Consider the following 26,102-nt stretch of genomic DNA (forward strand, 5'->3'; position numbering starts at 1 on the left):
CCGAAACGGCATTTTTGCGGGATGTCGATTTTTGATCGCGTCTCATCCGCGACGGAGCCGGCATGCAGCTGTCCAGCGCCGAGCCGGCGATCACGCCTTGTTCATCCGGCCCGGCCGTCTCAATCGGGCCGCATCGCCGTTGCAGAAGTCAGGCCGACCGTGCGGGGGTGGCGCACTCATCTGCGAGGCTCCTGCGATGGCTCTTTTCGGTTTCCAGCCTTTCACGATCGTTGCCGGCATGTTCGCGCTCGGCGCCACCGGCATGGTGATCGTGGTCGTCGACATCGTCGCGAGCGGCGACAAAGACTAGCCTCGCCCCGCGCGCGACCGGCAACTGACCGGGCCTCGCCGCTATTTGTCCTGCGCCTCTTCCTCGCGCGTGCGCTGGTTCTCCTCGGCGATGGTCTCGCCATGGTGCTGGCTGGAGCCGGCGCTCGCCGCCTCCTTGCGCTCATGCGACCGCTTGCGGCGATTCTCCGACTTGGCCGCTTTGGCCGGCTTGTGCTGATCCACGATGATCATGTGAACCTCCCGTTTTCCGTGTCCCGGGACAACCAGCGCGGATGCGCTGCCGTTCCAAGGTAAAATGGGAAGCATGGAGAGGGAGCTAGATGCGGGCCCTGCGGATGGTGGCCGGCCGTGGCCTCCCGGATAGGATTCGAACCTATGACCCCAGGTTTAGGAAACCTGTGCTCTATCCTGCTGAGCTACCGGGAGAGACCGCGCGTAGATGACTCCAATCGGGTGCGCGGATCAAGGGGCCGCGTGACCCGGCGCGGAAACAACCGGGGGCATCGCGGGCGCCAAAGTGCCCGCTTTGCCGCAGGTGGTCTTTTCCAGCTTCGCATTGTGGTATTATCGCAGTCGGGATGACCGGGAGCGGCTGGATGAGGTCGGGTTCGACCCAGCACGAGATGCGCCCGTCGGCGAGCTACTGCTCGCCGTTAACGTCGGCGTGTGACCGTGCGGCCGCTAGCCTCATCCCGCTTCGCCATGCCGTCGCCGCCATGCCGGGCAGGCTCCGCACCGCCGCGTTGCCGTGCGTCGTGCTCTTCTCCTTCCTAGTGCCGGCTTCGGCAGCTCCGGTGGGCGGGACGTCATGTCCCGCAGCCTATGGCGCTCCGGTGCGCGTCTCCGGCGTCAACGATTTCGGCGATCTCCTGCTGGCGGACGGGCGCACCTTGCGTCTCGCGGCGCTGGTCGTCGCGTCGGGCGAGCCCAGCGCCCGCGCCGAATTCCGCGCCATGCTGATCCGCGAGGCGGCCGGCCGCGAGATCGAGATCGCCTCGGCATCTCCGGCGCCGGACCGCTATGGCCGCCTCGTCGGCCTCGCGCGCCTTCCGGGACACGACGACGCGGGCGCCGCCGGCCTGCAGCGGCGGGCGCTGGGGGAAGGCGTTGCCGTGGCGCTGCCGGAGCCGGGCTATCTCGGCTGCATGGCGGCGCTGCTGGAAGCGGAAGGCCCGGCGCGTGTGGCGCGGCGCGGATTGTGGCGGAATCTGCCCATCGACGCGCGCGACAAAGACGCACTGCGCGCGCAGGCGGGGCATTTCACAATCCTGGAAGGACGGGTCGCCGGGGTTGGAAACGGACGTGCGGTGGATTACCTCAATTTCGGCCGGGTTTGGCGTCAGGATGCCACCCTGCGTATGACACACGACTCGCGCGCCGCGCTGGAGGATACCGGCGTGGCGGTGGGCGACCTCGCGGGGCGGGTGGTCATGGCGCGCGGTGTCGTGTTCGAGGCGGGCGGCCCGGCGATCGATATTCGCTGGGCGGAGCAAGTGGAACTCAGGCCAAGGGTGACGGACGAGCAGGCGGGGAACTGGTGAAGACACCAGAGCGATGCGGAGGGGCAACGCGATCGGCACGGGCGGGCTGGCAGGCCGCGCGCCGGATGCTGGCGCTCGTCCTCGTCGTGGGCGGCGCGCTGCTCGCGGGCTCCTGCGCCGGCCTCGTCGAGCCCAAATCCGCCGATGCCAACGTCCCCCATCCCCCGCCCAAGCTGGAAGAGGCGCTCACCCCCGCCCAGCGCAAGGAGCACGAGCGGCTCGTCGCCTCCTATGGCGGCACCTATGACGACCCCAAGCTGCAGGCGCTGATCCAGAACATGGTGACGCGGCTTGTGGCCTCTTCCGAGCGGCCAGAGCTCAGCTACCGCGTGACGATCCTCAATTCGCCGGTGATCAACGCCTTTGCGCTGCCCAACGGCTCGCTTTACGTCACCCGCGGCCTGCTGGCGCTGGCCTCGGACGAATCCGAGCTCGCCTCGGTGCTGTCGCACGAGATGGCCCATGTCATCGCCAACCACGCGGCCACCCGCGAGGACCAGATGAAGCAGGCGGTGCTGGTGAGCCGGGTGATCTCGGACGTGGTCAACGACCCCGATCTCGGCGCGCTGGCGCTGGCGCGCAGCCGGGTCTCGCTGGCCAGCTTCTCGCGCGGGCAGGAGCTGGAGGCGGACGCGATCGGCGTCGGCATCAGCTCGCGGGCCGGCTTCGACCCGTTCGGGGCCGAGCGCTTCCTCAAGACCATGGGCCGCCAGGCGTCGCTGCGCTCGAGCTCCTCGGTCAGCCAGAACGCCAGCACCGAGCAGACCGACTTCCTCTCCAGCCACCCGGCGACGCCCGAGCGCATCTCCATCGTGATGGCGAATGCGCAGGAATACACCTCGCGCGGCAAGGCGGGCGAGCGCGACCGCAAGCAGTACATGGAAGCCATCGACGGGCTGGTCTATGGCGACGACCCGAAGGAAGGCTTCATCCGCGGGCGGCGCTTCTTCCATCCCAAGCTCGGCTTCACCTTCACCGCGCCGGAGGGATTCTCGCTGGAGAACACCTCGCAGGCGGTGCTCGGCGCCAGCACCTCCGGCCGCGAGGCGCTGCGCCTCGATGCGGTGCGGGTGACCGGCGACCAGTCGCTGGCGCAGTATCTCTCCTCGGGCTGGATCGAAGGGGTGGAGATCTCCTCGGTCGAGAGCCTGGTGCTGAACGGCTTTCCCGCCGCGACGGCGGTGGCGCGCGGCGACCAGTGGTCGTTCCGCATGTTCGCCATACGCTTCGGCAGCGACGTCTACCGGCTGATCTTCGCCGCCCGGGACCTGACGCCCGAACTCGACCGCTCGTTCCGCGAGGCGGCGGATACGTTCCGGCGGGTGTCGATAGAGGAGGCGGAGAACGTCCGGCCGCTGCGGGTGCGCATCGTCAAGGCGGGCCTGACGGACACGCCCGAGAGGATGGCCGCGAAGATGGACGTGCAGGACAGGGCGCTGGAACGCTTCCTGATCCTCAACGGCCTCGACCACGGGGCCAAGCTCTCCTATGGCGAGGAATACAAGATCATCGCGGAATAGGACGGCGCGGGACGGGAGCGCCTTCAGACCGAGCTGAAGGCCCCGCGCGGGACGCCCGGGCCCTGGGTGAGGGCGACGCGCAACTTCTCGATCGCGCGGCTCTCGATCTGGCGCACGCGCTCCTTCGAGATGCCCAGCCGCGCGCCCAGCACCTCCAGCGTCTCGCCGTCCTCGGTGAGGCGGCGGGCGGTGATGATGCGCATCTCCCGCTCGTTCAGCGCCCGCAGCGCGTCGCTCAGCCAGCGCTGCCGGCGCTCGCCGTCGATATGGCTCGAGGCCTGCTCGTCGGGCAGCGGATCGGACGCCACGAGCTGGTCGAGCCGCTCGGCGCCATCCTCCTCGCCCGCGGCGATGGGGGCGTTCAGCGAGAGGTCGGGCACGTTGAGCCGCGCGTCGAGGCGGGCGACCTCGACCGCGCTGACGCCGAGATTCTCGGCGATGGTGCGATGCATCTCCTCGCGCGGCGCCGGGGTGGCGCTGCCATTGGCGCGCTCGAGCTGCGCGCGCACGCGGCGCAGGTTGAAGAACAGCGCCTTCTGGCCCGACGAGGTGCCCCCGCGCACGATGGACCAGTTGCGCAGGACATAGTCCTGGATCGAGGCGCGGATCCACCACGTGGCGTAGGTGGAGAAGCGCACGTCGCGGGTGGTCTCGAAGCGCGCGGCCGCCTCCAGAAGGCCGATATGGCCCTCCTGGACGAGATCCGGCATCGGCAGGCCGTAGCTGCGGAACCGCCGCGCGGTGGCGATGGCGAGGCGCATATGGGAGTGGATGAGGCTGTGCAGCGCCTTCTGGTCGCCGTTCTCGGACCAGCGGCGGGCGAGCGCATACTCTTCGTCGCGATCGAGCAGGGGGGCCTTGCTGGCCGCCCGCAGGAGAGGGTTGTGAATGTTGGCCACGTCGCTCATTCGCCGCTCCGGAAGAGATAGCGGGCCGGCACTGGCCTTCATGGCGCATGCGCCGGGCTAATCCGGATGCAAACGCGGCGGCGGGCGAATGGTTCCGCCCGCGCGCGCACCGGCGCGTAAAAAGGGGCGACGGGTGCGAACGGCCCGTGTCTCTGGGGGTGCGCGGCAGAGCGAGCGGGGAAGGGGGGCGGGAGCAGACAAACAAAAGCCCGGCCGAAGCCGGGCTCTGTGTTCAGGAGAAGACGGCGGAAACCGTCAGGCGGCCTCTTCGGATTCCTCCTCGGTCGCCTCGGCCTCGGTCTCGTTCTTGCCGACGCGGCGCGGGCCCTTGAGCAGGTTGGTCTCGATCAGCTTGATCGCCTCGGTCTCGGTGAGGTTGTCGACCGCCGCGAGCTCGCGCGCCATGCGGTCGAGCGCGGCCTCGTAGAGCTGGCGCTCGCTGTAGGACTGCTCCGGCTGGGCCTCGGAACGGTAGAGGTCGCGGACCACCTCGGAGATGGCGACGAGGTCGCCGGAATTGATCTTGGCTTCGTACTCCTGCGCGCGGCGGCTCCACATGGTGCGCTTCACGCGGGCGCGGCCCTTCAGGGTCTCGAGCGCCTTCTTGACGATGGTCGGCTCGGAGAGCTTGCGCATGCCGACCGAAGCGATCTTCGGCACCGGAACGCGCAGCGTCATCTTGTCCTTCTCGAAATGAATGACGAAGAGCTCGAGCTTGAAGCCCGCCACTTCCTGTTCCTCGATCGCCGTGATACGCCCGACGCCGTGGGAGGGGTAGACGATGTGCTCGCCCGTCTTGAAACCCTGGCGGATGTTATTGGCCGGCTTCTTCATCGAGGTCATGCTTCGTCTGCTCCTGGGTCTCGGTTCGCGGCGCGCCATGTGGCGCGCAGCTGACCCGCAAGGGCGGCCTGCGGGTAAAGAAACGCCCCGGCTCCGACGGATGTCGAGCCGTACTTCAGCCGTCGACGGAAAATTCAGGGAAGCCCAGCGCCCGGCTTGAGCCGGTCGTTGAACGAGGACCCGATATAAATTCCGGGAAGGGCGCTCCGGTTCGGGAGCGTTGCACCATGGCAAACCCATTCGACTGCACGAGCAGTCTTATAACACAAATCCGGTGAGAATCAAAATACTGCCGCAATGCAGCGCGCAAGCTCCGCCCCCGCTCGCGGCCAGGCCAGCGTGCCGGTGGGGGCTTCCGGTGGGTGCGCCGGTCAGTCCTGCTTACCCGGTTCGGGCGACAGATACTGTAGCTTGTCGGGCACACCATCCCATTCCTTCGCCTCCGGCAGCGGGTCGCGACGGTCGGTGATGTTGGGCCAGACCTTGGAATAATCGGAGTTGATCTTCAGCCACGCGTCGAGCCCCGGCTCGGTGTCGGGCTTGATCGCCTCGGCCGGGCATTCGGGCTCGCACACGCCGCAGTCGATGCATTCGTCGGGATGGATGACGAGGAAGTTCTCGCCCTCGTAGAAGCAGTCCACGGGGCAAACCGACACGCAGTCCGTGTATTTGCACTTGATGCAATTGTCCGTGACTACGTAGGTCATTCAGCCGGTCTCCGTGCGGGACGTGTGATTTAACCGCGGCCATCCCCTAGCGCACCGATTCGCAGGGCGCAAGGCGCCAGCGGTCGGTCAGGGCGCATGGCTGCCCGGCAGATCGTCCGGGCTTATCTCCAAATAGGTGGTGGCGGCCGCCTTTGCATCCCCGCGCCGCGCAATGAAGCCGATCACGCGCAGCATCCGCACCCGTCCGTCGAGCGCCACCGTCACCACGTCGTCGAGCCGCACCGCATGGGCGGGGGCGGTGACGCGGCTTCCGTTCACCCGCACGCGGCCCGCCCGCACGAGCTCGGCGGCGCTGGTGCGGCTGCGCACGCAACGCGCATGCCACAGCCACAGATCAAGCCGACGGCGCTCGGGGAGCGGCGTCGCGGGCGATGATGCCAAGGCGGGCGGGGCCCTTCGCTCAGCCGCCGTTCTTGTCCGCCTCCATGCGCTCCTTCAGCGCCATGAGGGCGGCGAACGGGGAATCGGGATCCACCGGCCGGTCGCGGCGCGAATCCGGGCGCGGGCCGGAGGAGAAGCGGTCCTGGGAGGAGCGCTGGCGGTTGCCCTGGTCCTTCCCGGGACGGGGCCCGCGATGCTGGCCCCTGTTCTCCTGACCTCGGTTCTCCTGACCCCGACCTTCCTGGCCGCGGTTCTCCTGCCCGCGATTGCCCTGGCCGCCGTCCGCCCGGCGGTCGTCGCCGCGCCCCTCCTGGCGGTCGCGGCGCGGCTCGCGGGCTTCCGCCTGGCGCGGGCCGCGGTTCTCGCGCCGGTCGTCGCGGAACGGGCGACGGCCGCGCTCCTCGCCTTCCGGGCGCTCGCCGCCGGTCGCCTCCGCCGCCGGACCGCGCCCGCTGTTGCGGCCGGCGCCCTTGCGGTGATGGCCGGGGCGCGACTGCCCCGACGGACGGCCGGGACGCCACACCTCGATCATCGCCGGCTCGGTCGGCTCCGCCGGCGCGGCTTCGGTCGCATCGGCTTCGGTCGCATCGGCTTCGGTCGTGGCGGCTTCGCCGGTCTCGGCAGCCGGAGCGGCCTCAAGGGCCTCGGCCGGGGCGGTCATTTCAGCCTCCGCCGCAGCCGCTTCCTCGCCAGCCGCGACGCCTTCCGTATCTGCCTCGACGGTCAACGCCTCGCCGCTCGACGCCTCGGCCGGGACGAGTTCCGCACCGGCCGTCTCGACAGCCGGTGCTTCCGCCGCAGCCTCGTCCGAAAGGGCGACGAGCTCGTCGGCGGTGGTCTCGACGGACGGCGCAGCGGTAGCCTCGGTGAGAGCCGTCTCGCCGCCTTCGCCGGCCGATGCCGCTTCCAGCGTCTCGAGGGCCGGCGTCACCGGCGCTTCGTCGGCGGTTTCGCTCGCCGGGAAGGCGGCGGTCGCGCCTTCTTCCGTCGAGGTTTCCGACGAAGTCTCGGCCGCCGTCTCGCTCGCAGGCGCCTCAGCAATCGCCTCGCTCGCCGGCGTGTCGGCCGGAGCGGTCTCGACCGGCGCGGGGCGGCGCTCCATGCGGTAGCCGAGCGAGCGCAGGATCGAGGCGAAGTCCTCGCCCGCGCAGCCCGCCAGCGAGGTCATGGCCACGGTGGCGACGAAGCCGCTGCCGTCGAAGGCGCCCGCCGGCTTCTCGCCGGGCGCGCCGGGCCGCCAGGCAAGGGCCGGGCGGATGAGGTCGGCAAGCCGCTCGAGAATGTCGACCCGCACCGCGCGCTCGCCGGCGACGCGGAAGCCGACCGCGCGGTAGAGCCCCTTCTGGATCTCCGGGTCGACCGGGATCGAGGTGCGGCCCGAGGCGGCGAGATGGGGCAGCTCGTCGATGCCCTTCTGCTGCAGCCCGCCATGCTTCAGCGCCCAGAGCTGGGTCGCGAGCGCGCGCGGCGCCGGCTTCAGCAGCGCCGGCAGGTAGATGTGATGGGCGCCGAAGCGCACGCCATGGCCGCGCAGCACGGCGCGCGCGTCCTGGGCGAGGCTCTTCATCTCGTCGGCCACGCGGTGGCGCTCCAGCACGCCGAGCGATTCCACGAGCTGGTAGGCGATGCCGCGGCCGATGCCGGCGATGTCCTCGGCCGAGCCGAGGGTCAGCAGCGGGCCGAGCAGCTTCTCGATATGCGCCTTCAGCCACAGGTCGAGGCGGGCCTGCACGCTGTCGCGCGCGGGGCCGGTCAGATGCTCGTCGGCGATGACCTTGAGGCGGGGGGTGAGTACCTCCTCGCCCGGGATCAGCTTGGCGACCGGTTCGCCGACCCAGCGCAGCGTGCCGTCCGAGGACAGCACGAAGGCGTCGTCGGGCGCCTCGGCGAGCCGTGCGGCGCGCGCCTCGATCTCGCCGGCGAGCGCCTTCTGTGCGGTGGCGCGCAACGCCTTCGCCTCCGGGCCGCCCGCCGAGGCGTCGGCCGCGAACTGGAAGCCGAGCAGATGGCCGATCACATGGCCTTCCACGACGACGTCGCCGGTCTTGGTGATTTCAGTATCGAGCATCGCGTTCTCTCGCAGGCGCCTCATCAGCACGCTGGTACGACGATCCACGAAGCGGTGAGCCAACCGCTCGTGAAGCGCATCGGAAAGCCGGTCCTCGACGCGCCGCGTCACACCTTGCCAGTGTTCCGGGTCGTCGAGCCAATCCGGCCGGTTCGCCGCGAAGGTCCAGGTACGGATCTGCGCAATGCGTCCCGACAGGGTGTCTATGTCACCTTCCGCACGGTCCGCCAAGGCCACTTGTTTGGCGAACCAGTCGGTGGAGAGCCTTCCGAGGCGCATAAGGTCGCCATAGACGGTCGCCACGAGGTCCGCATGGGAGGCCGGAGAGACCTTCCGGTAGTCCGGAAGCTGGCACGATTCCCACAGCCTTTCGATGGCGTCGGCGCCTACCGCGTGGCGCTTGATGTCGGGGTCGCGGCCAAGCGCTTCCAGCACCAGCACGTCCTCGGCGGTGGGGGCGCGCGTCAACCCTTCCTCATGCGGGGGCTGCGCCAGCGAGCGGTGCAGCGCCTCGATGGTCGAGAAGTCGAGGGCGCTGTTGCGCCATTGCAGCACGCGGTGCGGCTCGAAGCTGTGCGCCTCCAGCCGTTCGACCAGCTCGGCGTCGAACGGGCGGCAGCGCCCGGTGGTGCCGAAGGTGCCGTCGCGCTGGGCGCGGCCGGCGCGGCCGGCGATCTGCGCGAGCTCGCCCGGATTGAGGCGGCGGAACTGCCAGCCGTCGAACTTCACGTCGCCGGCGAAGGCGACGTGGTCGACGTCGAGATTGAGGCCCATGCCGATGGCGTCGGTGGCGACGAGATAGTCGACGTCGCCGTTCTGGTACATCGCGACCTGCGCGTTGCGGGTGCGCGGGGAGAGCGCGCCCAGCACCACCGCCGCGCCGCCGCGCTGGCGGCGGATCAGCTCGGCGATGGCGTAGACCTCGTCCGACGAGAAGGCGACGATGGCCGAACGGCGCGGCAGGCGGGTGATCTTCTTCTCGCCGGCGAAGGTGAGCTGCGACAGGCGCGGGCGCACCAGGATGTTCACCCCCGGCAGCAGCTTCTCCACCAGCGGGCGCATGGTGGCGGCCCCGAGCAGCAGAGTCTCCTCGCGGCCGCGCCGGTTCAGCAGGCGGTCGGTGAAGACGTGGCCGCGGTCGAGGTCGGCGGAGATCTGGATCTCGTCCAGCGCCACGAAGGCGACGTCGAGGTCGCGCGGCATGGCCTCGACGGTGGAGACCCAATAGCGCGGACTGTCCGGCTTGATGCGCTCCTCGCCGGTGACGAGCGCGACATTGTGCTCGCCGGCCTTCTCGACGAGGCGTTGATAGACCTCGCGCGCCAGCAGGCGCAGCGGCAGGCCGATCAGCCCGCTCGAATGGCCGAGCATGCGGTCGATGGCGAGGCTGGTCTTACCGGTATTGGTGGGGCCGAGCACGGCGGTGACGCCACGCGCCCGGAGCGAGGGCGGAAGCGGCTTGGCGGTGCTGGTGCGGGAATAGGCCGGCGGGGCGGCGATGTTCATAGGCCGATATCAGTCCGTCGAGCCGGCAGGTGCCGACCCTTGTAGCACAGGACTACACCATATAGGACCCCGCGCTCCGGATTGCCCCCCGATTGCCCGTCGCGGTCGTCACGGAGCGATCAGGGGCGGGTCGGTGCGCGCCGGCCGGCGCTCAGGGGGCCGCGGCGCGGGACGGGCGCGGGCCCTTGCCGACCATCGGCTCGCTGACGAAGCTCTGCGCCTCGAGCTGGGCGACGCCGATGGCGGTCGCCACCGAGGCGCGGAACGGCACCAGCACCCGCGTGCCCGCCACCGGCACCAGCCAGACATACATTTCCTTGTTGCTGGTCATGTACTTCACCGCCTTGCGGCTGGGGCGGTGGCCGGCGACCGGGCGGTAGGCGATGCGGCAGACCACGGAGGGGCCGGCATAGCCCTTCTCGGCCTTCACGTCCTCCATGCGCTCGTAGCTGAGCTCGAGATTGTAGCGCTGGCGGCCGTCGAAGATGGAGAGCGTGCGATCGCACGCCTTGGGCGAGAGCGGGTCGTCCGAACCCGGCACCATGATGAGCGCCGCGGTCATGGGATCGAACACGCCTTTCTTGTCCTTGTCGGTCACCGGCACCCGGTCCTCGGACTGCGACACCGGCGGCTCGACGCTCATATCTGTGACGCCGGCGCCGTTGAGCGCGAGGCGGATCGCCTCCGACTTCTTGTCGGTCTCCGCTTCCATGGCGAAGGAGCGCGGGGCGAGTTCGCCATTCTCGACGAGGCCGCGCGCCCCGGCCGATCCCTTGGCCGAGGAGACGGCGCGAACCACGCCGGTGAGCCGGGCGCTGCCGGAGGCGGTGTAGGAGTCCTGGTCGACCTCGAGCAGAAAGGCGGCGCGGCCGAGTTCCAGCCCCGCGATCGACATGCGATAACGCGCCTCGAGGCGTCCGTCGGCGTGTGCGGCGCTCGCCGCAGCCCCGGCGCCGGCAAGCGCCACCACTGCCGAAAGGCACAATCGCAGCATCAAGAGGTCGATCCCGAATCGCCAGCCACCCGCCAGCGTTCCAAATATGCCGTTTCGGATGGGCTTGGAAGGCGGCGGAACTGTGACCCGCTTCCCTCACGAAAGCGGTAGTGGCGCAGGCGCCTCCGCCCGCGCCGCCCGCGGGCCGGGAAGTGAACATGATCGCCGCCCGTGCCCGCCCGGCCTTGACGCGCCCGAGGCGCTTGCCTATAGGAGCGCACTCTTAATCTGATGGATGCCGCATGCGGGATCGTCGGCTGCTAGACAGCCCGCGGCGCTGCGGCTCGAACCTTGAGGAAGTCCACGATGTCCCGTCGGTGCGAACTTACCGGGAAGGCGGTTCTGACCGGCAATCTCGTGAGCCACTCGAACCGCAAGACCCGTCGGCGCTTTCTGCCGAACCTGGTGAACGTCACGCTCACCAGCGACGTGCTGAAGCGGTCGGTGAAGCTGCGCGTGAGCGCCAATGCGCTGAAGACCGTCGACCATCGCGGTGGTTTCGACGCGTTCCTGATGAAGGCCCGCGTCGAGGAGTTGTCGCCGAAGGCCGCCGAGCTCAAGCGCGCCGTCGCCAAGGCCACCGCCGAAGCGGCCGCCTGAACCGATGAAGATCGCCGGCACCGAGGTCACCGCCTCGCAGCTCGCCATTCCCGTCGCCGCGATGATCGCGGTGGTGGCGGCGTCGAACGTGCTGGTCCAGTACCCCGTGCAGCAGTTCGGTCTTTCCGAGGTGCTGACATGGGGTGCCTTCACCTACCCGGTCGCCTTTCTGGTCAATGACCTGACCAACCGCCGCTTCGGCCCGTCCGTCGCGCGGCGGGTGGTCTATGCCGGCTTCGCGCTCGCCGTCGTGCTGTCGATCTGGCTGGCGACGCCGCGCATCGCGCTCGCCTCGGGCACGGCCTTCCTGGTCGGGCAGCTTCTCGACATCAGCGTGTTCAACCGCCTGCGCCGCATGAGCTGGTGGCAGGCGCCGCTGGCCGGCAGCTTCCTCGGCTCGGCGCTCGACACCGCGCTGTTCTTCACGCTCGCCTTCGCGGGCGATGCGGACATGTCGTTCCCCGTCACCTACCACCTCACCGGCATCACCGTGCCGCTGTGGGTCGGCCTCGCCTTCTTCGACTTCACCGTGAAGATGGCCTGCGCCCTGCTCGCCCTGGTGCCTTATGGCGCGCTGATGGGCTGGCTGAAGCCGTGGGGCGGCATGCAGGGTTCTCCCGCGCGCTGAGCTCTCGCCCGCGCGCTGACTGCGCGCGGCACCGGGCGACATGCCGGTGCCGGTTCTCCCGATCCCGAAGATCTCCCGTACCGGCCTGCGCCTTAGCGCAGCACCGCGAAGCGCAGCAGCAGCGTGCGCTGGAGCATCGAGAAATTGTCGTCCGACAGCAGGGTGATGATGAGACGGCCGTCTTCGTCGCGCGAGAGGCCGATCGCTTCCATGTTGTCGATCGAGGCCGCCCGGTTCGCGGTGATCAGCGTCTCGCCCACGATCCGCGCCCCGGGCTTCACCTCGCTCAGCGGGAAGCGGCGGATGCGCATCGCGACTCCCCGCATCAGGTCGAAGCGGCGCTCCAGCAGATAGACCATGCCGTCATCGGAGATCGCCGCGTCGGTCGCCGAGAACTCGTCGTCGCGGGCGATCGAGAACGTGCCGGCGAGCGTCGCGCGATCGATCGAGCGGAACAGGAAGCCGGGCAGCGTCGCCGGATCGGTCGGGCTCTGCTCGGCGATCGCGACCAGCGCGGCGGGCGTGCCGCCCGGCGGGGCGATGAGCGCCTCGATCCCCTCATTGGCCCCCAGCGCGGCGAGCGGGGCGCCGGTGACGAGCGGCCTTCCCGCCGTCGTCAGCGGCGCGTCGTCGGGAAACAGCCAGATCTCCTGCTTGCGCTCGATGCCGACGGCATAGCCCGAGGGGGTACGGGTGAGCGATTCGACGTCGCGCCGTCCCGTCTTTGCCAACGGCTGGCGGTTCTTGCCCAGCATCGGCGCCATGAAGGCGTCGCTGATTCCGGTCGGGCGGCCGTCCTGCGTGCCGATGCGGGCCTTCAGCCAGTAGCCGTGGTCAGTGATGGCGAGGAAGCCGGCGCCGTCCGGGTCGATCGACATGCCGGACAGCCCGCCGAAGTCCGGCGCGGGGGAGGTGAGCACCAGTCCGCCCAGGAAGCGGAGCGCGCCGAACTCGATCGCGCCGCTGGCGTCGAAACGCCGGATCGGCGTGGAGGTGATCTCGACCGGCACGGATTGCGCGACGCAGGCGAGGGTGCCGCCGGCGAGCCAGGCGGCCGACAGGATGGCGCGGAGGGCGCCCGGGCGGACGGGGAACCTCATGACGGCCTATCCGCTGCGCTTCACGCGCGCCGGCAGCATGCGCTCGATGAGCGCGTCGCGCCGTATGAACTGGTGCCAGAGCGCGGCGGCGACGTGCAGCGCGACGATGCCGGCGATCACGAAGGCCAGCGCCACATGCACCGGACCGGGCCAGCCGAGCGTGCGGCCGAGCCCGGAAATGGTGATGATGCCGAGCACCGGCTGCACCACGATGGCGAGGTAGAGCAGGCCGTGCGTGGCGTGGGCGGCGATCTCCAGCGGACGCGACATGCCCGGCGGCAGGATGGGCGCGCGGTGCGTCATCCGCCAGCCGATGCGCAGCACCGCCAGCGCCAGTATGGCGTAGCCGGAGAACAGATGGATGCGGAACAGGTAGAAGCGCGGGGCCGAGCCGCGCTCGGCGAAACCCCATGTCCAGCCGGTGGCGAACTGCACGAGGATCAGCGCGGCGATCACCCAGTGAAGGGCGATGGCCACACGGTCATATTTGGTCGGCATCGCAGGCTCCGTCTTGCCCGATTCGTTCCGGCGGATCGGCGGGCATATTGCGGTGCAAATGTTTTCCGTGCCATGTCACGAACAAGACAAGAGGGTCGGGAGCAGTCTTTGGCACGTGCCGCATCAACGGGACGCCGGATCGGGAGCGGGGCTTCCGCCGCCGGCGCGGTGGTGCCGGGCCCCGGCAGGCGCTCGGTCTATCCCAAGACGCCGCGCCGGCTGAAGCAGATCGAGGCCAAGCGCTCGGCGATCCTCGACGCGGCGCTGGGGCTGTTCTCCCGCAACGGGCTGCACGGCACGACGGTCGAGCAGATCGCCGAGCAGGCGGCGGTCTCCAAGACCAACCTGTTCTACTATTTCGCCTCCAAGGAGGAGGTGTATGTCGACGTGCTGCGCCGCCTGCTGGACCAGTGGCTGGCGCCGCTGCGCGCGCTGGAGCGCGACAGCGACCCGGTGAAGGGGATCGCCGACTACATCCGGCGCAAGGTGGAATTCTCGCGCAGCCACCCGGAGGCATCGCGGCTGTTCTGCCTCGAGATCGTCCAGGGCGCCCCCCTGCTGCGCCGCGAGCTCGAGACCTCGCTCAAGGAACTGGTCGACGCCAAGGCCGCGGTGATCCGCGAATGGGTGGCGCAGGGCCGGCTGGCGCCGGTGGACCCGCACCACCTGATCTTCTCCATCTGGGCGACGACGCAGCACTACGCCGATTTCGCGGTGCAGATCGACGCATTGCTCGATACGGGGCTGGACGACGACCGATTTGCCGAAGAGGCTGTGCGCAACATCCAGCGCATCATCCTCGACGGCGTGCGCATACGTCCGCCTGCCTGAGGCCGAGTGGCTGCCCGCCGGCCCCGCGCCGTTCACCGGAAGGAAGTCGCCATGCACCGGCGTGCACTGCTCCGCTCCGCCCTCGGCGCCACGCTCGCCGCGACCCTGATCGCCGCGCCCTCGACCGACCCGAGCCAGCTCGGCGGGCGCCCGCTCGACGTCGAGGCGCTGCTGTTCGACCCCGAGACGCCGGTCGGCGGCAACCCGAAGGGCGACGTCACCATCGTCGCCTTCTTCGATTATAATTGCGGCTATTGCCGCCGCTCCATGCCCGCGCTGGAGCGGCTGGTGCGCGAGGATGGCGGCATCCGCCTCGTCTACAAGGACTGGCCGGTGCTGGCGCAGAGCTCGGTCACCGCCGCGCAGTTCGCACTCGCCGCCAAGTACCAGGGGAAATACCAAGCCGCCCACAAGGCGCTGATGTCGATCACCGGCCCGGTCTCGGTGGAGCGGCTGGAAGCGGCGCTGAAGGCGACCGACATCGACCGCAAGCGCCTCGGCACCGACCTCAAGACCCATATCGGCGACATCGGTGCGCTGCTCCGGCGCAACAACGAGCAGGCCGAGGCGCTCCAGCTTCCCGGCACGCCGGTGTTCCTCGTCGGCCCGTACAAGGTGGCGGCGGCGCTGGACTATGACGGGTTCCGCGAGGTGGTCGAGGACGCCCGCAACCGCGCCGCGGGCAAGTAGGCAGCGGCCCGCCCGCCGAATGCTGGAGCGGCGTGCGCGCCGAGCGGTCGCCCTCTCCTGGCCGCCGGTCACGGCTCTCGTCAGGATCAGTTAATTTAATTCAATAGATTAGTTAAAGTAATAACTTGTCGTTCGCCGGCGGATCGCCTATCCGAGGGGACGGATGCGATGACGCGGCAGCGTCGATCATGAGTAATTTTTATTTCCATGATCGATATTTCCAATGTCGTCCATGACAATTCAGGCGTGTCCCGCCGTCCGACTGCCGTCTCCGGCGCGGACGCTGCGGCAAATCGGGGATCTTCGCAGATGAGCCTTCCCACTGGCACGCAGGCCCGGGCGGGCTTCCGCTATGACGGCTACGGCACGCTGGGCCGGCTGGGGCTGATCTACATCGCCTCCAGCATCGTGATGGACGCCGAGTGGGCGGCGATGGCCGCGCCGGGGCTCTCCGTCCACACCACGCGCCTGCGCCTGCCCAAGGTGACGCTGGAAGGCATCGACGCGATGATGAACGCACCGGAGCTGGAGCAGTCCGCGCGCCTCGTCGGCTCGGCGCCGATCGACGTCATGTGCTTCGGCGGCACCAGCGCCTCCTTCGTCTACGGCACCGCCTATGACACGGGGCTTATCGGGCGCATGGAGCGCTGGGCGCCCGGCGTGAAGGCGACCACAGCCTCCACCGCCTCGCTCGCGGCGCTGCGCGAGGTGAAGGCCGGGCCGGTGGCGCTGGCGACACCCTATGTCGATTCCATCCATGAGCGGGCCATCAACTTCCTCGAATCGAACGGCCATCCGGTGCTGAAAAGCGGCAATCTCGGCATCGACGAGGACTGGGCGCTGGCCGAGGTGCCGCTCGAGCAGGTGTTCGACCATGTGGTCGCCTGCGACCACCCGGACGCGACGGCGATCTTCATTTCCTGCACCAATTTCCGCTCTTCGGGCGTGATCGAGGCGCTGGAGACGGCGCTGGGCAAGCCGGTGATCTCGGCCGTGCAGGCCTCGTTCTGGCATTGCCTCGAGGTGGTGGGCATCGACGGCGCGCGCCCCGGCTATGGCCGGCTGTTCGCCCGTCGGCTGGCGCCGGGCATCGCCTGAGGGCGGGGGCTCAGGCCCTCGTCAGACCGAAGCGCCGGGCGACGAGATGGTCGAGCGAGACCACGCCCGGACCGCGGGCGATGATGATCATCGCGCACGCCGCCCAGGTGCCATGTGTCGGCCATGCGTCGGGATAGACGGAGATCTCGATCACCAGCGTAATGCCCAGTAGCGCCAGCGCCGAGAGCCGGCTGGCGAGGCCGATCACCGGCAGCACCGGGAACAGGTGCTCGGCGATCGCGGCCAGATGGGCGGCGAGGGTCGGGTCGATCAGCGGCAGCCGGTACTCGTTCTCGTACAGGTCGACCCTCGTGTCCTTCTGATGCCAGCCGTCCACCTTGGTCTGACCGGACCGCCAGAACACGCCGGCGATGGAGAACCGGGCGAGGAGGTTGATCGCGTCGTCCGGGATCGTGCGCAGGAGGCCGGTGACGCCGCCTGCGCTTCGATGGCAGCCGCGCCAGGTTGGGCAGGCAGATAAACTCGAGCACCGGTTTCGAAGCCGGCTATGAAATCGTCACCCTACGCGGCGCGCGCATATCCGCCCGCTAGCTCCTCCGCCCGCGTGAGTAGTGCCTCGGCGGCCGCCCCGGTGCGCAGTACGGGCCAGTCGGGGACGCCGTTGTCCCATACGATCAGCGTCGCCACCGGGCCGGTGCGTGCCAGCACCCCTGGATAGAGCGCCCATGCCTGGTCCCCGACCGAGGTGTCGTGGGAATTGATCAGTAGCGGTGCGCCGGCGGTAGACGCGGGTCGCGGCCGTGATTGGTGGCGGCGACGAACACGTTGCTCACGTCGAGCAGCAGGCCGCAGCCGGACCCTGCCGCTCATGGCTTGTCTGCCTTGGATCGGCCAGCTCTTTCGTCGGACCTCCAGGGCTACGCAGCCGGCGCAGGAAACGTTACAGAAGGGGCGGGTACTTTCTCGCCGATCTCTTTCCGGCCGCGGTGCGGCGCCGGAGGACGTCCGGCGCGCGAGGGGCTGGCGGATTCGATGGGCGGCCGGTAACGAAAGCGCTCGCAGCGCCGTAGAGGAAGGTGTCGGGTGAGCAGTTCAGCCCGCGAGCAGGAATGGGCCGAGTGGATGCGCCGCGCCATCGACGGCGACAGCGCGGCCTATCATCGTTTCCTATCCGCGGTGACGCCTCATCTGCGCAGCCTGGCCCGCCGCCGCTGTGCGGCATTCGGTGCGCCGGCCAGCGAAGCGGAGGATATCGTGCAGGAAGTGCTGCTGGCGGTTCACCTGAAGCGCGGGACATGGGACCCGGCGCGGCCGATCGGCCCGTGGCTCGCCACCATCGTGCGCAACAAGCTGATCGACGCGCTGCGCCGGCGCGGCCGCGAGACCAGCGTCCCGGTCGAGGACATCGCCGAGTTGCCCGCGCTCGACGACCGCACCGACGGCTCGGACCGGATCGACGTCGAGCACATGCTGGACAAGCTGAAGGAGCCGCAGCGCGACATCGTCCGTTCCATCTCGCTGGAGGGCGCGGGCGTGCGCGAGACCGCCCAGCGGCTCAGCATGAGCGAGGGGGCGGTGCGCGTCGCCCTGCACCGCGCGCTGAAGTCGCTCGCGGCGATCTATCGGAGGTCGGACGGTGAAGACGACTGATCTCATCAGCCTGATGGCGGCCGACGCGCCGGTGCGCATGCGGCTCGGGCGCGCCCTCGCGCTCGCGCTCGTCGCCGGCGTGGTGGTGTCGGCCGTCGTGCTGCTGGTGTCGGTCGGTCTGCGGCACAATCTCGTCAGCGTGTTCGAGACCGCGCGGGTGCTGTTCAAGGTCTGCTTCACCCTTGCGCTGGCGGTGGCCGCCTCGGCGCTGGTGTTCCGCGTCGGGCGGCCCGGCGCTCCGCTGGGACGGCGCCTGCTCCCGCTGGCGGTGCTGGTGGCGGTGCTGCTGGCGGCGATCGGCACCGAGCTGATGGTGGTGCCGCGCGCGCACTGGATGGCGAGCCTCGAGGGCGCGAACGCCGCCTTCTGCGTGTTCTTCATCCCCATGCTGTCGCTGGCGCCGCTGGGCGCCCTGCTCTACGCGCTGCGCGAGGGCGCGCCGGACAGCCCGGGCCTCGCCGGGGCCGCCGCCGGCCTCGCGGCGAGCGCCATCGGCGCCGCGCTCTATGCCTGGCACTGCCCGGACGACAGCCCGCTCTTCGTGGCGACCTGGTACACACTGGGCATCGCCATCGTGACCACGGCCGGCTTCTTCGCCGGCCGGCGCGTGCTGCGCTGGTGAGCGGGCCCGGGAGGCCGACGCAGACCCATTTCACGTTCCCATAGCCCTCGATGCCGGATTCCGTCACCCCGCCGAAGGGGGCACCTCGGTGGAGATCGCGCCGGCATCGATTCCGACCTGACCGTCGCGCAGGCCTTGCGAGACGCGGAAGGTGAAGAACGGGCAGGCGAGGCGGATCGCCTGCTCCCCGGCGCCTAAGAGGCGCACAGCGGCGACAGGGCCGAAGATCTCCAACTCGTCTCGCCGTACCTCCCGCAGACCGCCGGCCGCTTCGCCGGCCGTTGCTTCGATGCCGGACTGCACGGCAGTAGGCCGGCCCGTCGCCCGATCAGGAAGCCACCATCTCCGCCCGGCGCCAGTGCCGGCTTTCCCGCACCAGCTCGACCAGCGCGCGCAGCCGGGCGGGGACCAGCCGGTGGCCGGGATAGTAGAGCGCCAGCCCGTCATAGGGCGGCGTCCAGTCCTCCAGCACGCGCACCAGCCGGCCGTTCGCCAGATGCTCGCGCACGAACCATTCCGAGGCATAGGCGATGCCGAAGCCGGCAAGCGCCGCCTCGATGCCGAGCGTGTGGCTGGACAGGGTGAGCCGGCCCTCGACGTCCAGCTCGATCTCCTCGCCATAGCGGCCGAACTCCCAGCGGTAGAGCTTGCCGCTCGGCAATCGCAGCCTGATGCATTCGTGGCCGGAGAGATCGGTCGGGACGCGCGGCGTGCCGTGGGCGGCGAGATAGGCCGGCGTCGCCACGGCGGCCATGCTCTGCACCGGGCCGACCGGCACGGCGATCATGTCCTGCGGCACCGAGTCGATCAGCCGGATGCCGGCGTCGAAGCCGTCCGCCACGATGTCGACGAGGCGCTCCTCGCTGAGGAGGTCGAGCCGCATCTGCGGGTAGCGCCCGAGAAAGGCCAACATGACCGGCGTGAAGATCTGCTGCGCCGCGCCTTCCGAGACGTTGATGCGTAGGGTGCCCGAGGGGCTCTCATGCGAGGAGCGCGCATCCTCGAACGCCTGCCCGATCTCGCCCAGCGCCGGGCCGAGGCGGGTGAGGAAGCGTATTCCCGCTTCCGAGAGCGCGACGCTGCGCGTGGTGCGGTGGAACAGGCGCACGCCCATCCGCGCCTCGAGCGCGCTTACCGCATGGCTCAGCGCCGAGGGCGAGGTGTCGAGCTCGATGGCGGCGGCGCGAAAGCTGCGATGCGCCGCCACGGCGGCGACGGCCTTCAACTCGAACAGGCCGGTCTTGCGCATTGTTCAGGTTCCCGCATCAAAGAATGCCGGAATATGCCGCTTATTCCCACAACGGCAAAACCCATCTCTCCCTCTCTTCACACACCTCACGAGGCGAGACAGATGACGAAGACCGTTCTGATCACCGGCTGCTCCACCGGCTTCGGCCGCGCGGCGAGCCTTCATCTCGCACAGCAGGGCTGGAACGTGGTGGCCACCATGCGCCGTCCCGAGGTGGGCGCCGACCTCGCCGCCGATAACGTGCTGGTCACCCGGCTCGACGTGCAGGACCCCGACAGCATCGCGGCGGCGCTCGATGCCGGCATCGCGCGCTTCGGGCGTATCGACGTGGTCGTCAACAATGCCGGCTACGGCCTGTTCGGCCTGTTCGAGGCCACGCCGCGCGAAAAGGTGATCGAGCAGTTCGAGGTGAACCTGTTCGGCGTGATGGACGTCATCAGGGCGGTACTGCCGCATATGCGCGCCAATGGCGGGGGCGTGATCGTGAACGTCTCCTCCGGCGCGGGGGTGTTCACCCTGCCGATGATCTCGCTCTACTGCGCCAGCAAGTTCGCGCTGGAGGGCTTCTCGGAATCGCTCTCCTTCGAGCTCGCCTCGCAGAACATCAGGGTGAAGCTCGTCGAGCCGGGCGGGGTGCTGAGCACCGATTTCGGCCGTCGCAGCACGCAGGAGGCGGCGGGCGCCGCATCGATTCCCGACTATGACCGCTTCGTCGGGCGCACCGCGGCACTGTTCGCGGGCCTGCGCGGCGAGCGGCTCGCGAGCGAGGCCGACGTCGTGGAGGTGATCTACCGGGCCGCGAGCGACGACAGCGACCGGCTCCGCTATGTCGCTACCGAGGATATCCGTCCGCTGGTCGCCGCCCGGCGCGAGGGCTCGGAGGAGGCCTATATGGCGCTGCTGCGAGAGCGCTTTTCCGGCGCGGCCTAGGCAGCGAGGTGGCGGCGGCGGCTGGCACGCGGCATGCTTCCCGCTGGGGCAGCATGCCGTGCGGGAGTTCTCATGTCCGTCTTCATGGTCACCTTCGACCTCAGGAATCCAGCCAATGTCGACGCCATGGTCGATGCCATCAAGCTCACATCGTGGACGCAGCTCGGGCCCACCACCTATGCGGTGAGCACCGCCGAGACCGACGAGGAGCTGTTCTTCCGCCTGCGCGCCTTCACGCAGGACCGGGACGGCCTCTATGTGGCGCTGCTGCGCAAGCCCTATCGCGGCATGGGCTTTCGCGAGGTGAACCACTGGCTGGAGGAGAATCTGCGCTGGTAGGGCGGCTGGTCCGTGCCCGAGCAGAAACCTGACCCACATGAAAAAGCCCCGGCTCGCGCCGGGGCTTCGTCCGTCGGGATGTGCCGCCCGCTCAGTTGTTGCGGTTGCCGAACAGCTGCAGCAGCATCAGGAACAGGTTGATGAAGTCGAGATAGAGCGTCAGCGCGCCCATGATCGCCTTGCGGCCGGCGACCACGTCGTCGTCGCCCGCGAAGTACATCTCCTTGATGCGCTGCGTGTCGTAGGCGGTGAGGCCCGAGAAGATCAGCACGCCCGCCACCGAGATGACGAACTGCAGCATCGAGGAGGCGAGGAAGATGTTCACCACCATCGCGATGATGATGCCGAACAGGCCCATCATCAGGAACGAGCCCATCGCAGACAGGCTGCGCGTCGTGGTGTAGCCGTAGAGGCTCAGCGCACCGAAGGCGGCGGCGGTGATGAAGAACACCCGCACCACGCTCTCATGCGTGTAGACCAGCAGGATCGACGACAGCGAGATGCCGACCAGCGCCGCGTAGAGCCAGAACACTACCTGCGCCGCGCCGACGCTCATCCGGTCGACCCGGAAGCTGAGGAAGAACACCGCCGCCAGAGGGGCGAGGATCACCACCCAGCGCAGCGGGCTGAGGAACAGCGCGGCGCCGAACTGCGTGAGATAGACGTTCGGGGCGAGCGCGACCGTGGTCGGCACGTCCGAGACGGCGAGCATGTAGATGCCGAGCGCCGCGGCGCCGGTGATGGCGAGGCCGAGCGTCATGTAGTTGTAGACGCGCAGCATATAGGCGCGCAGGCCCTGGTCGATCTCGGCCTGCGTCCGCGTCGCCGTCGCTCCGAAGCGCGGCACGGAGACGTTGCGGTTGAAGTCGGACATGGACGATCCTCTCCCAATAACCTCTGTGCGGGCAGCCCCCGGCACGATGCCGGATGGCCTCCGTTGGAAACCCGACAGGAATATGAGGTCCCCATCGCCCCGCCGCAAGTGAAGTTTGCGACAGGATTGACCTAGGGTCAGGCGCCGGAGGCGCCGCTACCCCGCTACAGATTGCGCAGGATGCGGGCCGGTTTCTGCCCGAGCGCGCGCCAGGTGCCGATGAGCCCGAAGCCGACGGTGAGCACCAGCGCGACCCCCGCCGCGCCCAGCGCCGCCCCGCTCGACCACGAGAAGGCGAGGTTCATCACCTGCGTCACCACCACATAGGCCGCGACCGTGCCGGCGCCGACCGCCACCACGGCGGTGACGAGGCCGAGCGCGGCATATTCCAGCGCATAGGCGCCCACCAGCCGCGCCCTCGTGGCGCCGAGGGTCTTGAGGATCACCGCGTCATAGACCCGGTGGTGCTGGCCGGCGGCGAGCGCGCCCGCGAGCACCAGCACGCTGGCGACGAGGGTGACGAGGCTGGCGCCGCGGATCGCCATTAGCAGGTTGCCGACGATCTCGCCGATCTGGGTCAGCGCCTCCTTCACCCGCACGGCGGTGACGGCGGGAAAGTCGGTGGCGACGGCGCGGGCGACGGCGCGCTCGGTGGCGTCCGAGCCCCCGTCCGGCAGGCTCAGCGTGGCGAGCAGCGTGTGCGGCGCGCCCGCGAAGGTGCTGGGCGAGAACACCATCACGAAATTGATCGAGAGCCGCTCCCATTCCACCTCGCGCAGATTGGCGATCTTCGCGGTGATGGTGCGCCCGAGCACGTTGACCGTGACGGTGTCGCCGATCTTGAGCCCGAACGCGTCGGCGATCTCCTTCTCGAACGAGACCAGCGGCGGGCCGGTATAGTCGGGCGCCCACCACTGCCCTTCGGTGACGGTCGAGCCCTCCGGCACCTTGCGGGCATAGGTGACGCCGCGGTCGGAGGAAAGCACCCAGGCGAATTCCGGCGGCGGGGTGATGTCCTCCACCGGCCGTCCGCCGAGCGAGATCAGTCGCCCCCGCAGCATGGGCACGATCTCGACGTCGCTGGAGGGCGCCTTGTCCTGCACATAGCGGGTGAATTCGCTCTCCTGCGTGCTCGGAATGTCGAGGAAGAAGAAGCTCGGCGCCTGCGCCGGCAGGCTGGCGGTGAGTTCGCGCGTCAGGCTGCGGTCGATCAGCGCCAGCGTCACCAGCAGCGTCAGCCCGAGGCCGAGCGAGAGCACGATGGTCGGCGTCAGCGCCGCCGGGCGGTGGATGTTGGCGAGCGCCAGCCGCGCGCTGGTGTTGCGCGGCCGGGGTAGGCGGCGCGCCAGCGCCATGATGGCGAGCCCGACCAGGCGCAGCGTCACCAGTACGCTCGCCGCCGCGACGAGGTAGTAGATCGCGATCCGCCGGTCCTCGGAGGCGAGCACCGCCAGCACCGCCAGCGCGCCGACGGCCAGCGCCGTCATCACCACATAGGCGCGGCGCGGGCGGCGGGGGCCGGCCTCCACGTCGTCGCGGAACAGCGCCGAGACCGGCACGTCGTGCGAGAGGCCGAGCGGCCACAGCGCGAAGGCGAGCGCGATCAGCGCGCCGTAGAGGGTCGCGAGCACCAGCGCCATCGGCTGCACGCCCGGCTCGATCGGCACCGGGAGCAGATAGCCGAAGGCGGCGTTCAACGCGAAGGGCAGCGCCGCGCCGACCACGAGGCCGAGAGCTATGCCGATCGCCGCGATCAGCCCGACCTCGACCAGATAGACCGAGAACACCGTGCCGCCCGGCGCGCCGAGGCTCTTCAGCGTGGCGATGACCGACCGCTTGGTGTCGAGGTGGCTCTTCACCGCATTGGCGACGCCGACGCCCCCGACCAGCAGCGCGGTGAGCCCGACCAGGGTGAGATATTCGGTGAAGCGCTTCACGTTCGTTTCGAGGCGCGGCGTTGCGGCCTCGCGGGTGCGAACCTCGAAGCCGGACTGCGGCGCACCCTTCTGCACGCTGTCGAGGAAATCGGTGAGCGTCGCGGGGCGGTCGAGCTTCACCCGGTAGTGCCAGTGCACCAGGCTGCCCGGTTGCAGCAGCGCCGAGGCGTGGAGCGCGTCGAGCGAGATCATCAGCCGCGGGCCGAAGCCGATGCCGGTCGCCAGCACGTCCGGCTCGCGGGTGATCAACCCCTTCAGCACCAGCGTCGCCGAGCCGAGCTGGAAACGGTCGCCGGTCTTCAAGTTCAGCCGCTCCGCCAGCAGCGGGTCCGCCACCGCGCCGAAGGCGTCGCCCTCGCGGGCGAGCGCGCCCTGCAGCGGCTGGGGCGGCTCGAGTTCGACCGCGCCGACCATCGGGTAGTGGCCGTCCACCGCCTTGGCCTCGACCAGGGTCGAGGTCAGGGCGTCGCCCGCGCCGGCGCGGGCCATGGCGCGCAGCGTCGCCACGCTGGAGACGGTGCCGCCGGCGCGCAGCAGCCCCATTTCGTCCGCGCTCGCCTCGCGCTGCACCAGCGTGAAGGCGGCGTCGCCCCCGAGCAGCGAGGTGCCCTCGCGCGCCAGCCCGTCGGTGAGCGAGCGTGAGAAGGAGCCGACGCCGGCGATAGCCGCGACACCCAGCGCGAGGCAGGCGAGGAACACGCCGAAGCCGCGCAGGCCCCCGCGCAGCTCGCGCAGGGCGAAGCGCAGCGCCAGCGAGGAACGTGCCGTCGGGCCGAGGGCCGGCGGCCGGCCGGTGCCCGCCGTGGAGCGCAGGCTGGTGAGGCTCATGCCGGCGCCCCCGCCAACGCGCCCGCCTCGGGCACGATCTCGCCCGAACGCAGGCGGACCGTGCGGTCGCAGCGATTGGCGAGCGCCGGGTCGTGGGTGACGATCACCAGCGTCGCCCCGCGCCGCGCCTGCGCCGCGAACAGCAGGTCCATGATCTGCCGGCCGGTCGCCTCGTCGAGATTGCCGGTCGGCTCGTCGGCGACGAGGATGCGCGGCTCCGGCGCCAGCGCGCGCGCCACCGCGACCCGCTGCTGCTCGCCGCCGGAAAGCTGGGCGGGATAGTGGTCGAGCCGGTGGCCGAGGCCGACCGCGGTCAGCTCCGCCGCCGCGCGCTCGAAGGCATCGGCGCGGCCGGCGAGCTCCAGCGGCACGGCGACGTTCTCCATCGCCGTCATGGTCGGGATGAGGTGGAACGCCTGGAACACGATGCCGACATGGCGGCCGCGGAAGCGCGCCAGCGCGTCCTCGTCGAGCCGCGTCAGCTCCTCGCCGGCCACGGTGACGCTGCCGCTGTCGGCCTGCTCCAGCCCCGCGAGCACCATCAGCAGGCTCGACTTGCCCGATCCCGACGGTCCGATGAGGCCAACCGCCTCACCCTGACCTATATTGAGCGACACACCCTTGAGAATGTGGACCCGGGCCGCACCGGAGCCGAGCGACAGCTCGACCTGATCGAGGCGGATGGCGGGACCGGAACTGTCGGGATTGGACTGGGAGCTGGACGGCATGGTGGCCTTTGCGTTCGTCGGTGCGTTACTCGGCCTGCGGCGACCTTGCGTCAGCATGGCGGGCGAAAGGTCACCATATGGTGCACCGCATCGCGGACGAAAGGCCCGCAGGGCCGTGGCGGCCGCGTTTGCGGCCCTCGCTCTCGCCGGATTGATCGCGCCGGCCGCCGCGCGCGCCGAGCCGATCCATCTGGTCGCGTTCGGAGACAGCCTCACCGCCGGCTACGGCCTGCAGGCGAGCCAGGCCTTTCCGGTGGTGCTCGAGGCGGCGCTGAAGGCCAAGGGCTACGACGTGACGATCGAGAATGCCGGCGTGTCCGGCGACACGTCGAGCGCGGGCCTCGCGCGCATCGACTGGTCGGTGCCGGACGGTACGGACGGCGTCATCCTCGAGCTCGGCGCCAATGACGCGCTGCGCGGCATCGACCCGGCCATCACCGAGAAGGCGCTCGACGACATGCTGGCGCGGTTGAAGCAGCGGCACATTCCGGTCCTGCTGGCCGGGATGCTGGCGCCGCCCAATCTCGGGCCGGACTACGCCGCGCGCTTCAACCCGATCTATCCGAAGCTGGCGCAGAAATACGGCGTGCCACTCTACCCGTTCTTCCTCGATGGCGTGGCGGGCGGCACCAAGCTCAACCAGGCCGACGGCATGCATCCCACGCCCGAGGGCGTGAAGCTGATCGTGCAGCGCATGCTGCCCGTGGTCGAGGCCTTCGTGAAGGACATCGCCACGCGCAAAGCCGGCTGAGGGCCGTC

At 69.7% G+C, this 26,102-nt stretch carries 27 protein-coding genes, 1 tRNA gene and 1 pseudogene; 12 read left to right on the top strand and 17 right to left on the bottom strand.

All coding sequences use genetic code 11. The features are described from left to right. Nucleotides 1-351: 351 nt before the first annotated feature. Nucleotides 352-522: a hypothetical protein gene (locus tag NVS83_RS20755; RefSeq protein ID WP_258733979.1), complete on the bottom strand. Its 171-nt coding sequence runs from the start codon at nt 520-522 to the stop codon at nt 352-354. A 118-nt stretch (nt 523-640) separates the two neighbouring features. Further along, a tRNA-Arg gene (locus NVS83_RS20760) sits at nt 641-717 on the bottom strand. A gap of 170 nt (nt 718-887) precedes the next feature. On the opposite strand from NVS83_RS20760, the gene NVS83_RS20765 reads away from it, so the two are divergent. Both NVS83_RS20765 and NVS83_RS20770 read left to right on the top strand, forming a co-directional pair. Then, complete coding sequence (locus NVS83_RS20765) at nt 888-1,832, top strand: thermonuclease family protein (RefSeq protein WP_258741067.1); 945 nt, start codon at nt 888-890, stop codon at nt 1,830-1,832. A 65-nt stretch (nt 1,833-1,897) separates the two neighbouring features. Continuing rightward, nucleotides 1,898-3,352: a M48 family metalloprotease gene (locus NVS83_RS20770; RefSeq protein ID WP_258741068.1), complete on the top strand. Its 1,455-nt coding sequence runs from the start codon at nt 1,898-1,900 to the stop codon at nt 3,350-3,352. A gap of 23 nt (nt 3,353-3,375) precedes the next feature. On the opposite strand, the gene NVS83_RS20775 is transcribed toward NVS83_RS20770, so the two are convergent. The 6 genes from NVS83_RS20775 to NVS83_RS20800 all read right to left on the bottom strand — a co-directional run bounded on the left by NVS83_RS20775 (nt 3,376) and on the right by NVS83_RS20800 (nt 10,780). Next, the gene (locus NVS83_RS20775; RefSeq protein WP_258733977.1) at nt 3,376-4,260 is read right to left on the bottom strand and encodes an RNA polymerase factor sigma-32; all 885 of its coding nucleotides are present in this window, start codon (nt 4,258-4,260) and stop codon (nt 3,376-3,378) included. Between the two features lie 255 nt (nt 4,261-4,515). Further along, on the bottom strand, nt 4,516-5,103 hold the full coding sequence (locus tag NVS83_RS20780) for a CarD family transcriptional regulator (protein WP_258733976.1): 588 nt from the start codon (nt 5,101-5,103) through the stop codon (nt 4,516-4,518). Between the two features lie 371 nt (nt 5,104-5,474). Continuing rightward, nucleotides 5,475-5,810, bottom strand: coding sequence for a ferredoxin FdxA (gene fdxA / locus NVS83_RS20785; RefSeq protein WP_258741069.1), 336 nt, complete (start codon nt 5,808-5,810; stop codon nt 5,475-5,477). A gap of 87 nt (nt 5,811-5,897) precedes the next feature. Further along, complete coding sequence (locus NVS83_RS20790) at nt 5,898-6,212, bottom strand: RNA-binding S4 domain-containing protein (RefSeq protein WP_258741070.1); 315 nt, start codon at nt 6,210-6,212, stop codon at nt 5,898-5,900. Nucleotides 6,213-6,231: 19 nt separating this feature from the next. Then, nucleotides 6,232-9,786: a helicase-related protein gene (locus NVS83_RS20795; RefSeq protein ID WP_258741071.1), complete on the bottom strand. Its 3,555-nt coding sequence runs from the start codon at nt 9,784-9,786 to the stop codon at nt 6,232-6,234. Between the two features lie 151 nt (nt 9,787-9,937). Beyond that, entirely contained in the window at nt 9,938-10,780 is an 843-nt protein-coding gene (locus NVS83_RS20800; RefSeq protein WP_258741072.1) for a DUF3108 domain-containing protein, read from the bottom strand. A 306-nt stretch (nt 10,781-11,086) separates the two neighbouring features. Here NVS83_RS20800 and rpmB point away from each other — a divergent pair, with 306 nt between their 5' ends. After that, entirely contained in the window at nt 11,087-11,380 is a 294-nt protein-coding gene (rpmB, locus tag NVS83_RS20805) for a 50S ribosomal protein L28 (protein WP_258733971.1), read from the top strand. A 4-nt stretch (nt 11,381-11,384) separates the two neighbouring features. Beyond that, entirely contained in the window at nt 11,385-12,008 is a 624-nt protein-coding gene (locus tag NVS83_RS20810; protein WP_258733970.1) for a queuosine precursor transporter, read from the top strand. Between the two features lie 92 nt (nt 12,009-12,100). Here NVS83_RS20810 and NVS83_RS20815 read toward each other — a convergent pair whose 3' ends face one another. Beyond that, entirely contained in the window at nt 12,101-13,108 is a 1,008-nt protein-coding gene (locus tag NVS83_RS20815; protein WP_258741073.1) for an esterase-like activity of phytase family protein, read from the bottom strand. A 6-nt stretch (nt 13,109-13,114) separates the two neighbouring features. Next, on the bottom strand, nt 13,115-13,606 hold the full coding sequence (locus NVS83_RS20820; protein WP_258741074.1) for a cytochrome b: 492 nt from the start codon (nt 13,604-13,606) through the stop codon (nt 13,115-13,117). A 108-nt stretch (nt 13,607-13,714) separates the two neighbouring features. On the opposite strand from NVS83_RS20820, the gene rutR reads away from it, so the two are divergent. The 3 genes from rutR (at nt 13,715) to NVS83_RS20835 (ending at nt 16,225) form a co-directional block, all read left to right on the top strand. Beyond that, complete coding sequence (gene rutR, locus NVS83_RS20825; RefSeq protein ID WP_374115094.1) at nt 13,715-14,437, top strand: HTH-type transcriptional regulator RutR; 723 nt, start codon at nt 13,715-13,717, stop codon at nt 14,435-14,437. Nucleotides 14,438-14,488: 51 nt separating this feature from the next. After that, nucleotides 14,489-15,127 (top strand): DsbA family protein, encoded by a 639-nt coding sequence (locus NVS83_RS20830; protein WP_258741075.1) that lies wholly within the window; start codon nt 14,489-14,491, stop codon nt 15,125-15,127. A 309-nt stretch (nt 15,128-15,436) separates the two neighbouring features. Then, a complete protein-coding gene (locus tag NVS83_RS20835; protein WP_258741076.1) occupies nt 15,437-16,225 on the top strand; it encodes a maleate cis-trans isomerase family protein in 789 nt (262 codons plus the stop codon). A gap of 10 nt (nt 16,226-16,235) precedes the next feature. Here NVS83_RS20835 and NVS83_RS20840 read toward each other — a convergent pair whose 3' ends face one another. Then, a complete protein-coding gene (locus NVS83_RS20840) occupies nt 16,236-16,646 on the bottom strand; it encodes a DoxX family protein (protein ID WP_374115100.1) in 411 nt (136 codons plus the stop codon). A gap of 101 nt (nt 16,647-16,747) precedes the next feature. Further along, nucleotides 16,748-17,043, bottom strand: a pseudogene (locus NVS83_RS20845) (multinuclear nonheme iron-dependent oxidase); the annotation flags it as partial. A gap of 226 nt (nt 17,044-17,269) precedes the next feature. On the opposite strand from NVS83_RS20845, the gene NVS83_RS20850 reads away from it, so the two are divergent. Both NVS83_RS20850 and NVS83_RS20855 read left to right on the top strand, forming a co-directional pair. Further along, nucleotides 17,270-17,836 carry a sigma-70 family RNA polymerase sigma factor gene (locus tag NVS83_RS20850; RefSeq protein ID WP_258741077.1) on the top strand — a complete coding sequence of 189 codons (567 nt, stop codon included), beginning with the start codon at nt 17,270-17,272 and terminating at the stop codon, nt 17,834-17,836. Further along, nucleotides 17,823-18,458 carry an NrsF family protein gene (locus tag NVS83_RS20855; protein WP_258741078.1) on the top strand — a complete coding sequence of 212 codons (636 nt, stop codon included), beginning with the start codon at nt 17,823-17,825 and terminating at the stop codon, nt 18,456-18,458. The genes NVS83_RS20850 and NVS83_RS20855 overlap by 14 nt, the downstream gene beginning before the upstream one ends. A gap of 63 nt (nt 18,459-18,521) precedes the next feature. Here NVS83_RS20855 and NVS83_RS20860 read toward each other — a convergent pair whose 3' ends face one another. Next, nucleotides 18,522-18,761 carry a hypothetical protein gene (locus NVS83_RS20860; protein WP_258741079.1) on the bottom strand — a complete coding sequence of 80 codons (240 nt, stop codon included), beginning with the start codon at nt 18,759-18,761 and terminating at the stop codon, nt 18,522-18,524. A 25-nt stretch (nt 18,762-18,786) separates the two neighbouring features. After that, on the bottom strand, nt 18,787-19,707 hold the full coding sequence (locus tag NVS83_RS20865; RefSeq protein ID WP_258741080.1) for a LysR family transcriptional regulator: 921 nt from the start codon (nt 19,705-19,707) through the stop codon (nt 18,787-18,789). A 102-nt stretch (nt 19,708-19,809) separates the two neighbouring features. Here NVS83_RS20865 and NVS83_RS20870 point away from each other — a divergent pair, with 102 nt between their 5' ends. Together NVS83_RS20870 and NVS83_RS20875 are read left to right on the top strand one after the other, a co-directional pair. Then, nucleotides 19,810-20,637 carry an SDR family oxidoreductase gene (locus NVS83_RS20870; protein WP_258741081.1) on the top strand — a complete coding sequence of 276 codons (828 nt, stop codon included), beginning with the start codon at nt 19,810-19,812 and terminating at the stop codon, nt 20,635-20,637. Nucleotides 20,638-20,709: 72 nt separating this feature from the next. Further along, on the top strand, nt 20,710-20,976 hold the full coding sequence (locus NVS83_RS20875) for a hypothetical protein (protein ID WP_258733960.1): 267 nt from the start codon (nt 20,710-20,712) through the stop codon (nt 20,974-20,976). 91 nt (nt 20,977-21,067) lie between these two features. On the opposite strand, the gene NVS83_RS20880 is transcribed toward NVS83_RS20875, so the two are convergent. From NVS83_RS20880 to NVS83_RS20890, 3 genes are all read right to left on the bottom strand, one after another. Continuing rightward, nucleotides 21,068-21,850, bottom strand: a complete 783-nt coding sequence (locus NVS83_RS20880) for a Bax inhibitor-1/YccA family protein (protein WP_258741082.1) — start codon at nt 21,848-21,850, stop codon at nt 21,068-21,070. 164 nt (nt 21,851-22,014) lie between these two features. Next, on the bottom strand, nt 22,015-24,615 hold the full coding sequence (locus NVS83_RS20885; RefSeq protein ID WP_258741083.1) for an ABC transporter permease: 2,601 nt from the start codon (nt 24,613-24,615) through the stop codon (nt 22,015-22,017). Then, nucleotides 24,612-25,343 (bottom strand): ABC transporter ATP-binding protein, encoded by a 732-nt coding sequence (locus NVS83_RS20890; protein ID WP_258741084.1) that lies wholly within the window; start codon nt 25,341-25,343, stop codon nt 24,612-24,614. The genes NVS83_RS20885 and NVS83_RS20890 overlap by 4 nt, the downstream gene beginning before the upstream one ends. A 55-nt stretch (nt 25,344-25,398) precedes the next feature. Between NVS83_RS20890 and NVS83_RS20895 the strand changes: the two genes are divergently transcribed. Continuing rightward, nucleotides 25,399-26,094 carry an arylesterase gene (locus NVS83_RS20895; protein ID WP_258741085.1) on the top strand — a complete coding sequence of 232 codons (696 nt, stop codon included), beginning with the start codon at nt 25,399-25,401 and terminating at the stop codon, nt 26,092-26,094. The last annotated feature ends 8 nt before the right edge of the window (nt 26,095-26,102 follow it).

It is taken from the genome of Ancylobacter mangrovi (genome assembly GCF_024752335.1).
GTDB classification, from domain to species: domain Bacteria; phylum Pseudomonadota; class Alphaproteobacteria; order Rhizobiales; family Xanthobacteraceae; genus Ancylobacter; species Ancylobacter mangrovi.

Bases quoted from the DNA above. Each gene is read 5' to 3' on its own strand.
- NVS83_RS20755 (WP_258733979.1), bottom strand. From the start codon at position 522: ATGATCATCGTGGATCAGCACAAGCCGGCCAAAGCGGCCAAGTCGGAG.
- NVS83_RS20765 (WP_258741067.1), top strand. From the start codon at position 888: ATGAGGTCGGGTTCGACCCAGCACGAGATGCGCCCGTCGGCGAGCTAC.
- NVS83_RS20770 (WP_258741068.1), top strand. From the start codon at position 1,898: ATGCTGGCGCTCGTCCTCGTCGTGGGCGGCGCGCTGCTCGCGGGCTCC.
- NVS83_RS20775 (WP_258733977.1), bottom strand. From the start codon at position 4,260: ATGAGCGACGTGGCCAACATTCACAACCCTCTCCTGCGGGCGGCCAGC.
- NVS83_RS20780 (WP_258733976.1), bottom strand. From the start codon at position 5,103: ATGACCTCGATGAAGAAGCCGGCCAATAACATCCGCCAGGGTTTCAAG.
- fdxA (WP_258741069.1), bottom strand. From the start codon at position 5,810: ATGACCTACGTAGTCACGGACAATTGCATCAAGTGCAAATACACGGAC.
- NVS83_RS20795 (WP_258741071.1), bottom strand. From the start codon at position 9,786: ATGAACATCGCCGCCCCGCCGGCCTATTCCCGCACCAGCACCGCCAAG.
- NVS83_RS20800 (WP_258741072.1), bottom strand. From the start codon at position 10,780: ATGCTGCGATTGTGCCTTTCGGCAGTGGTGGCGCTTGCCGGCGCCGGG.
- rpmB (WP_258733971.1), top strand. From the start codon at position 11,087: ATGTCCCGTCGGTGCGAACTTACCGGGAAGGCGGTTCTGACCGGCAAT.
- NVS83_RS20810 (WP_258733970.1), top strand. From the start codon at position 11,385: ATGAAGATCGCCGGCACCGAGGTCACCGCCTCGCAGCTCGCCATTCCC.
- NVS83_RS20815 (WP_258741073.1), bottom strand. From the start codon at position 13,108: ATGAGGTTCCCCGTCCGCCCGGGCGCCCTCCGCGCCATCCTGTCGGCC.
- NVS83_RS20820 (WP_258741074.1), bottom strand. From the start codon at position 13,606: ATGCCGACCAAATATGACCGTGTGGCCATCGCCCTTCACTGGGTGATC.
- NVS83_RS20830 (WP_258741075.1), top strand. From the start codon at position 14,489: ATGCACCGGCGTGCACTGCTCCGCTCCGCCCTCGGCGCCACGCTCGCC.
- NVS83_RS20835 (WP_258741076.1), top strand. From the start codon at position 15,437: ATGAGCCTTCCCACTGGCACGCAGGCCCGGGCGGGCTTCCGCTATGAC.
- NVS83_RS20865 (WP_258741080.1), bottom strand. From the start codon at position 19,707: ATGCGCAAGACCGGCCTGTTCGAGTTGAAGGCCGTCGCCGCCGTGGCG.
- NVS83_RS20870 (WP_258741081.1), top strand. From the start codon at position 19,810: ATGACGAAGACCGTTCTGATCACCGGCTGCTCCACCGGCTTCGGCCGC.
- NVS83_RS20875 (WP_258733960.1), top strand. From the start codon at position 20,710: ATGTCCGTCTTCATGGTCACCTTCGACCTCAGGAATCCAGCCAATGTC.
- NVS83_RS20880 (WP_258741082.1), bottom strand. From the start codon at position 21,850: ATGTCCGACTTCAACCGCAACGTCTCCGTGCCGCGCTTCGGAGCGACG.
- NVS83_RS20885 (WP_258741083.1), bottom strand. From the start codon at position 24,615: ATGAGCCTCACCAGCCTGCGCTCCACGGCGGGCACCGGCCGGCCGCCG.
- NVS83_RS20890 (WP_258741084.1), bottom strand. From the start codon at position 25,343: ATGCCGTCCAGCTCCCAGTCCAATCCCGACAGTTCCGGTCCCGCCATC.
- NVS83_RS20895 (WP_258741085.1), top strand. From the start codon at position 25,399: ATGGCGGGCGAAAGGTCACCATATGGTGCACCGCATCGCGGACGAAAG.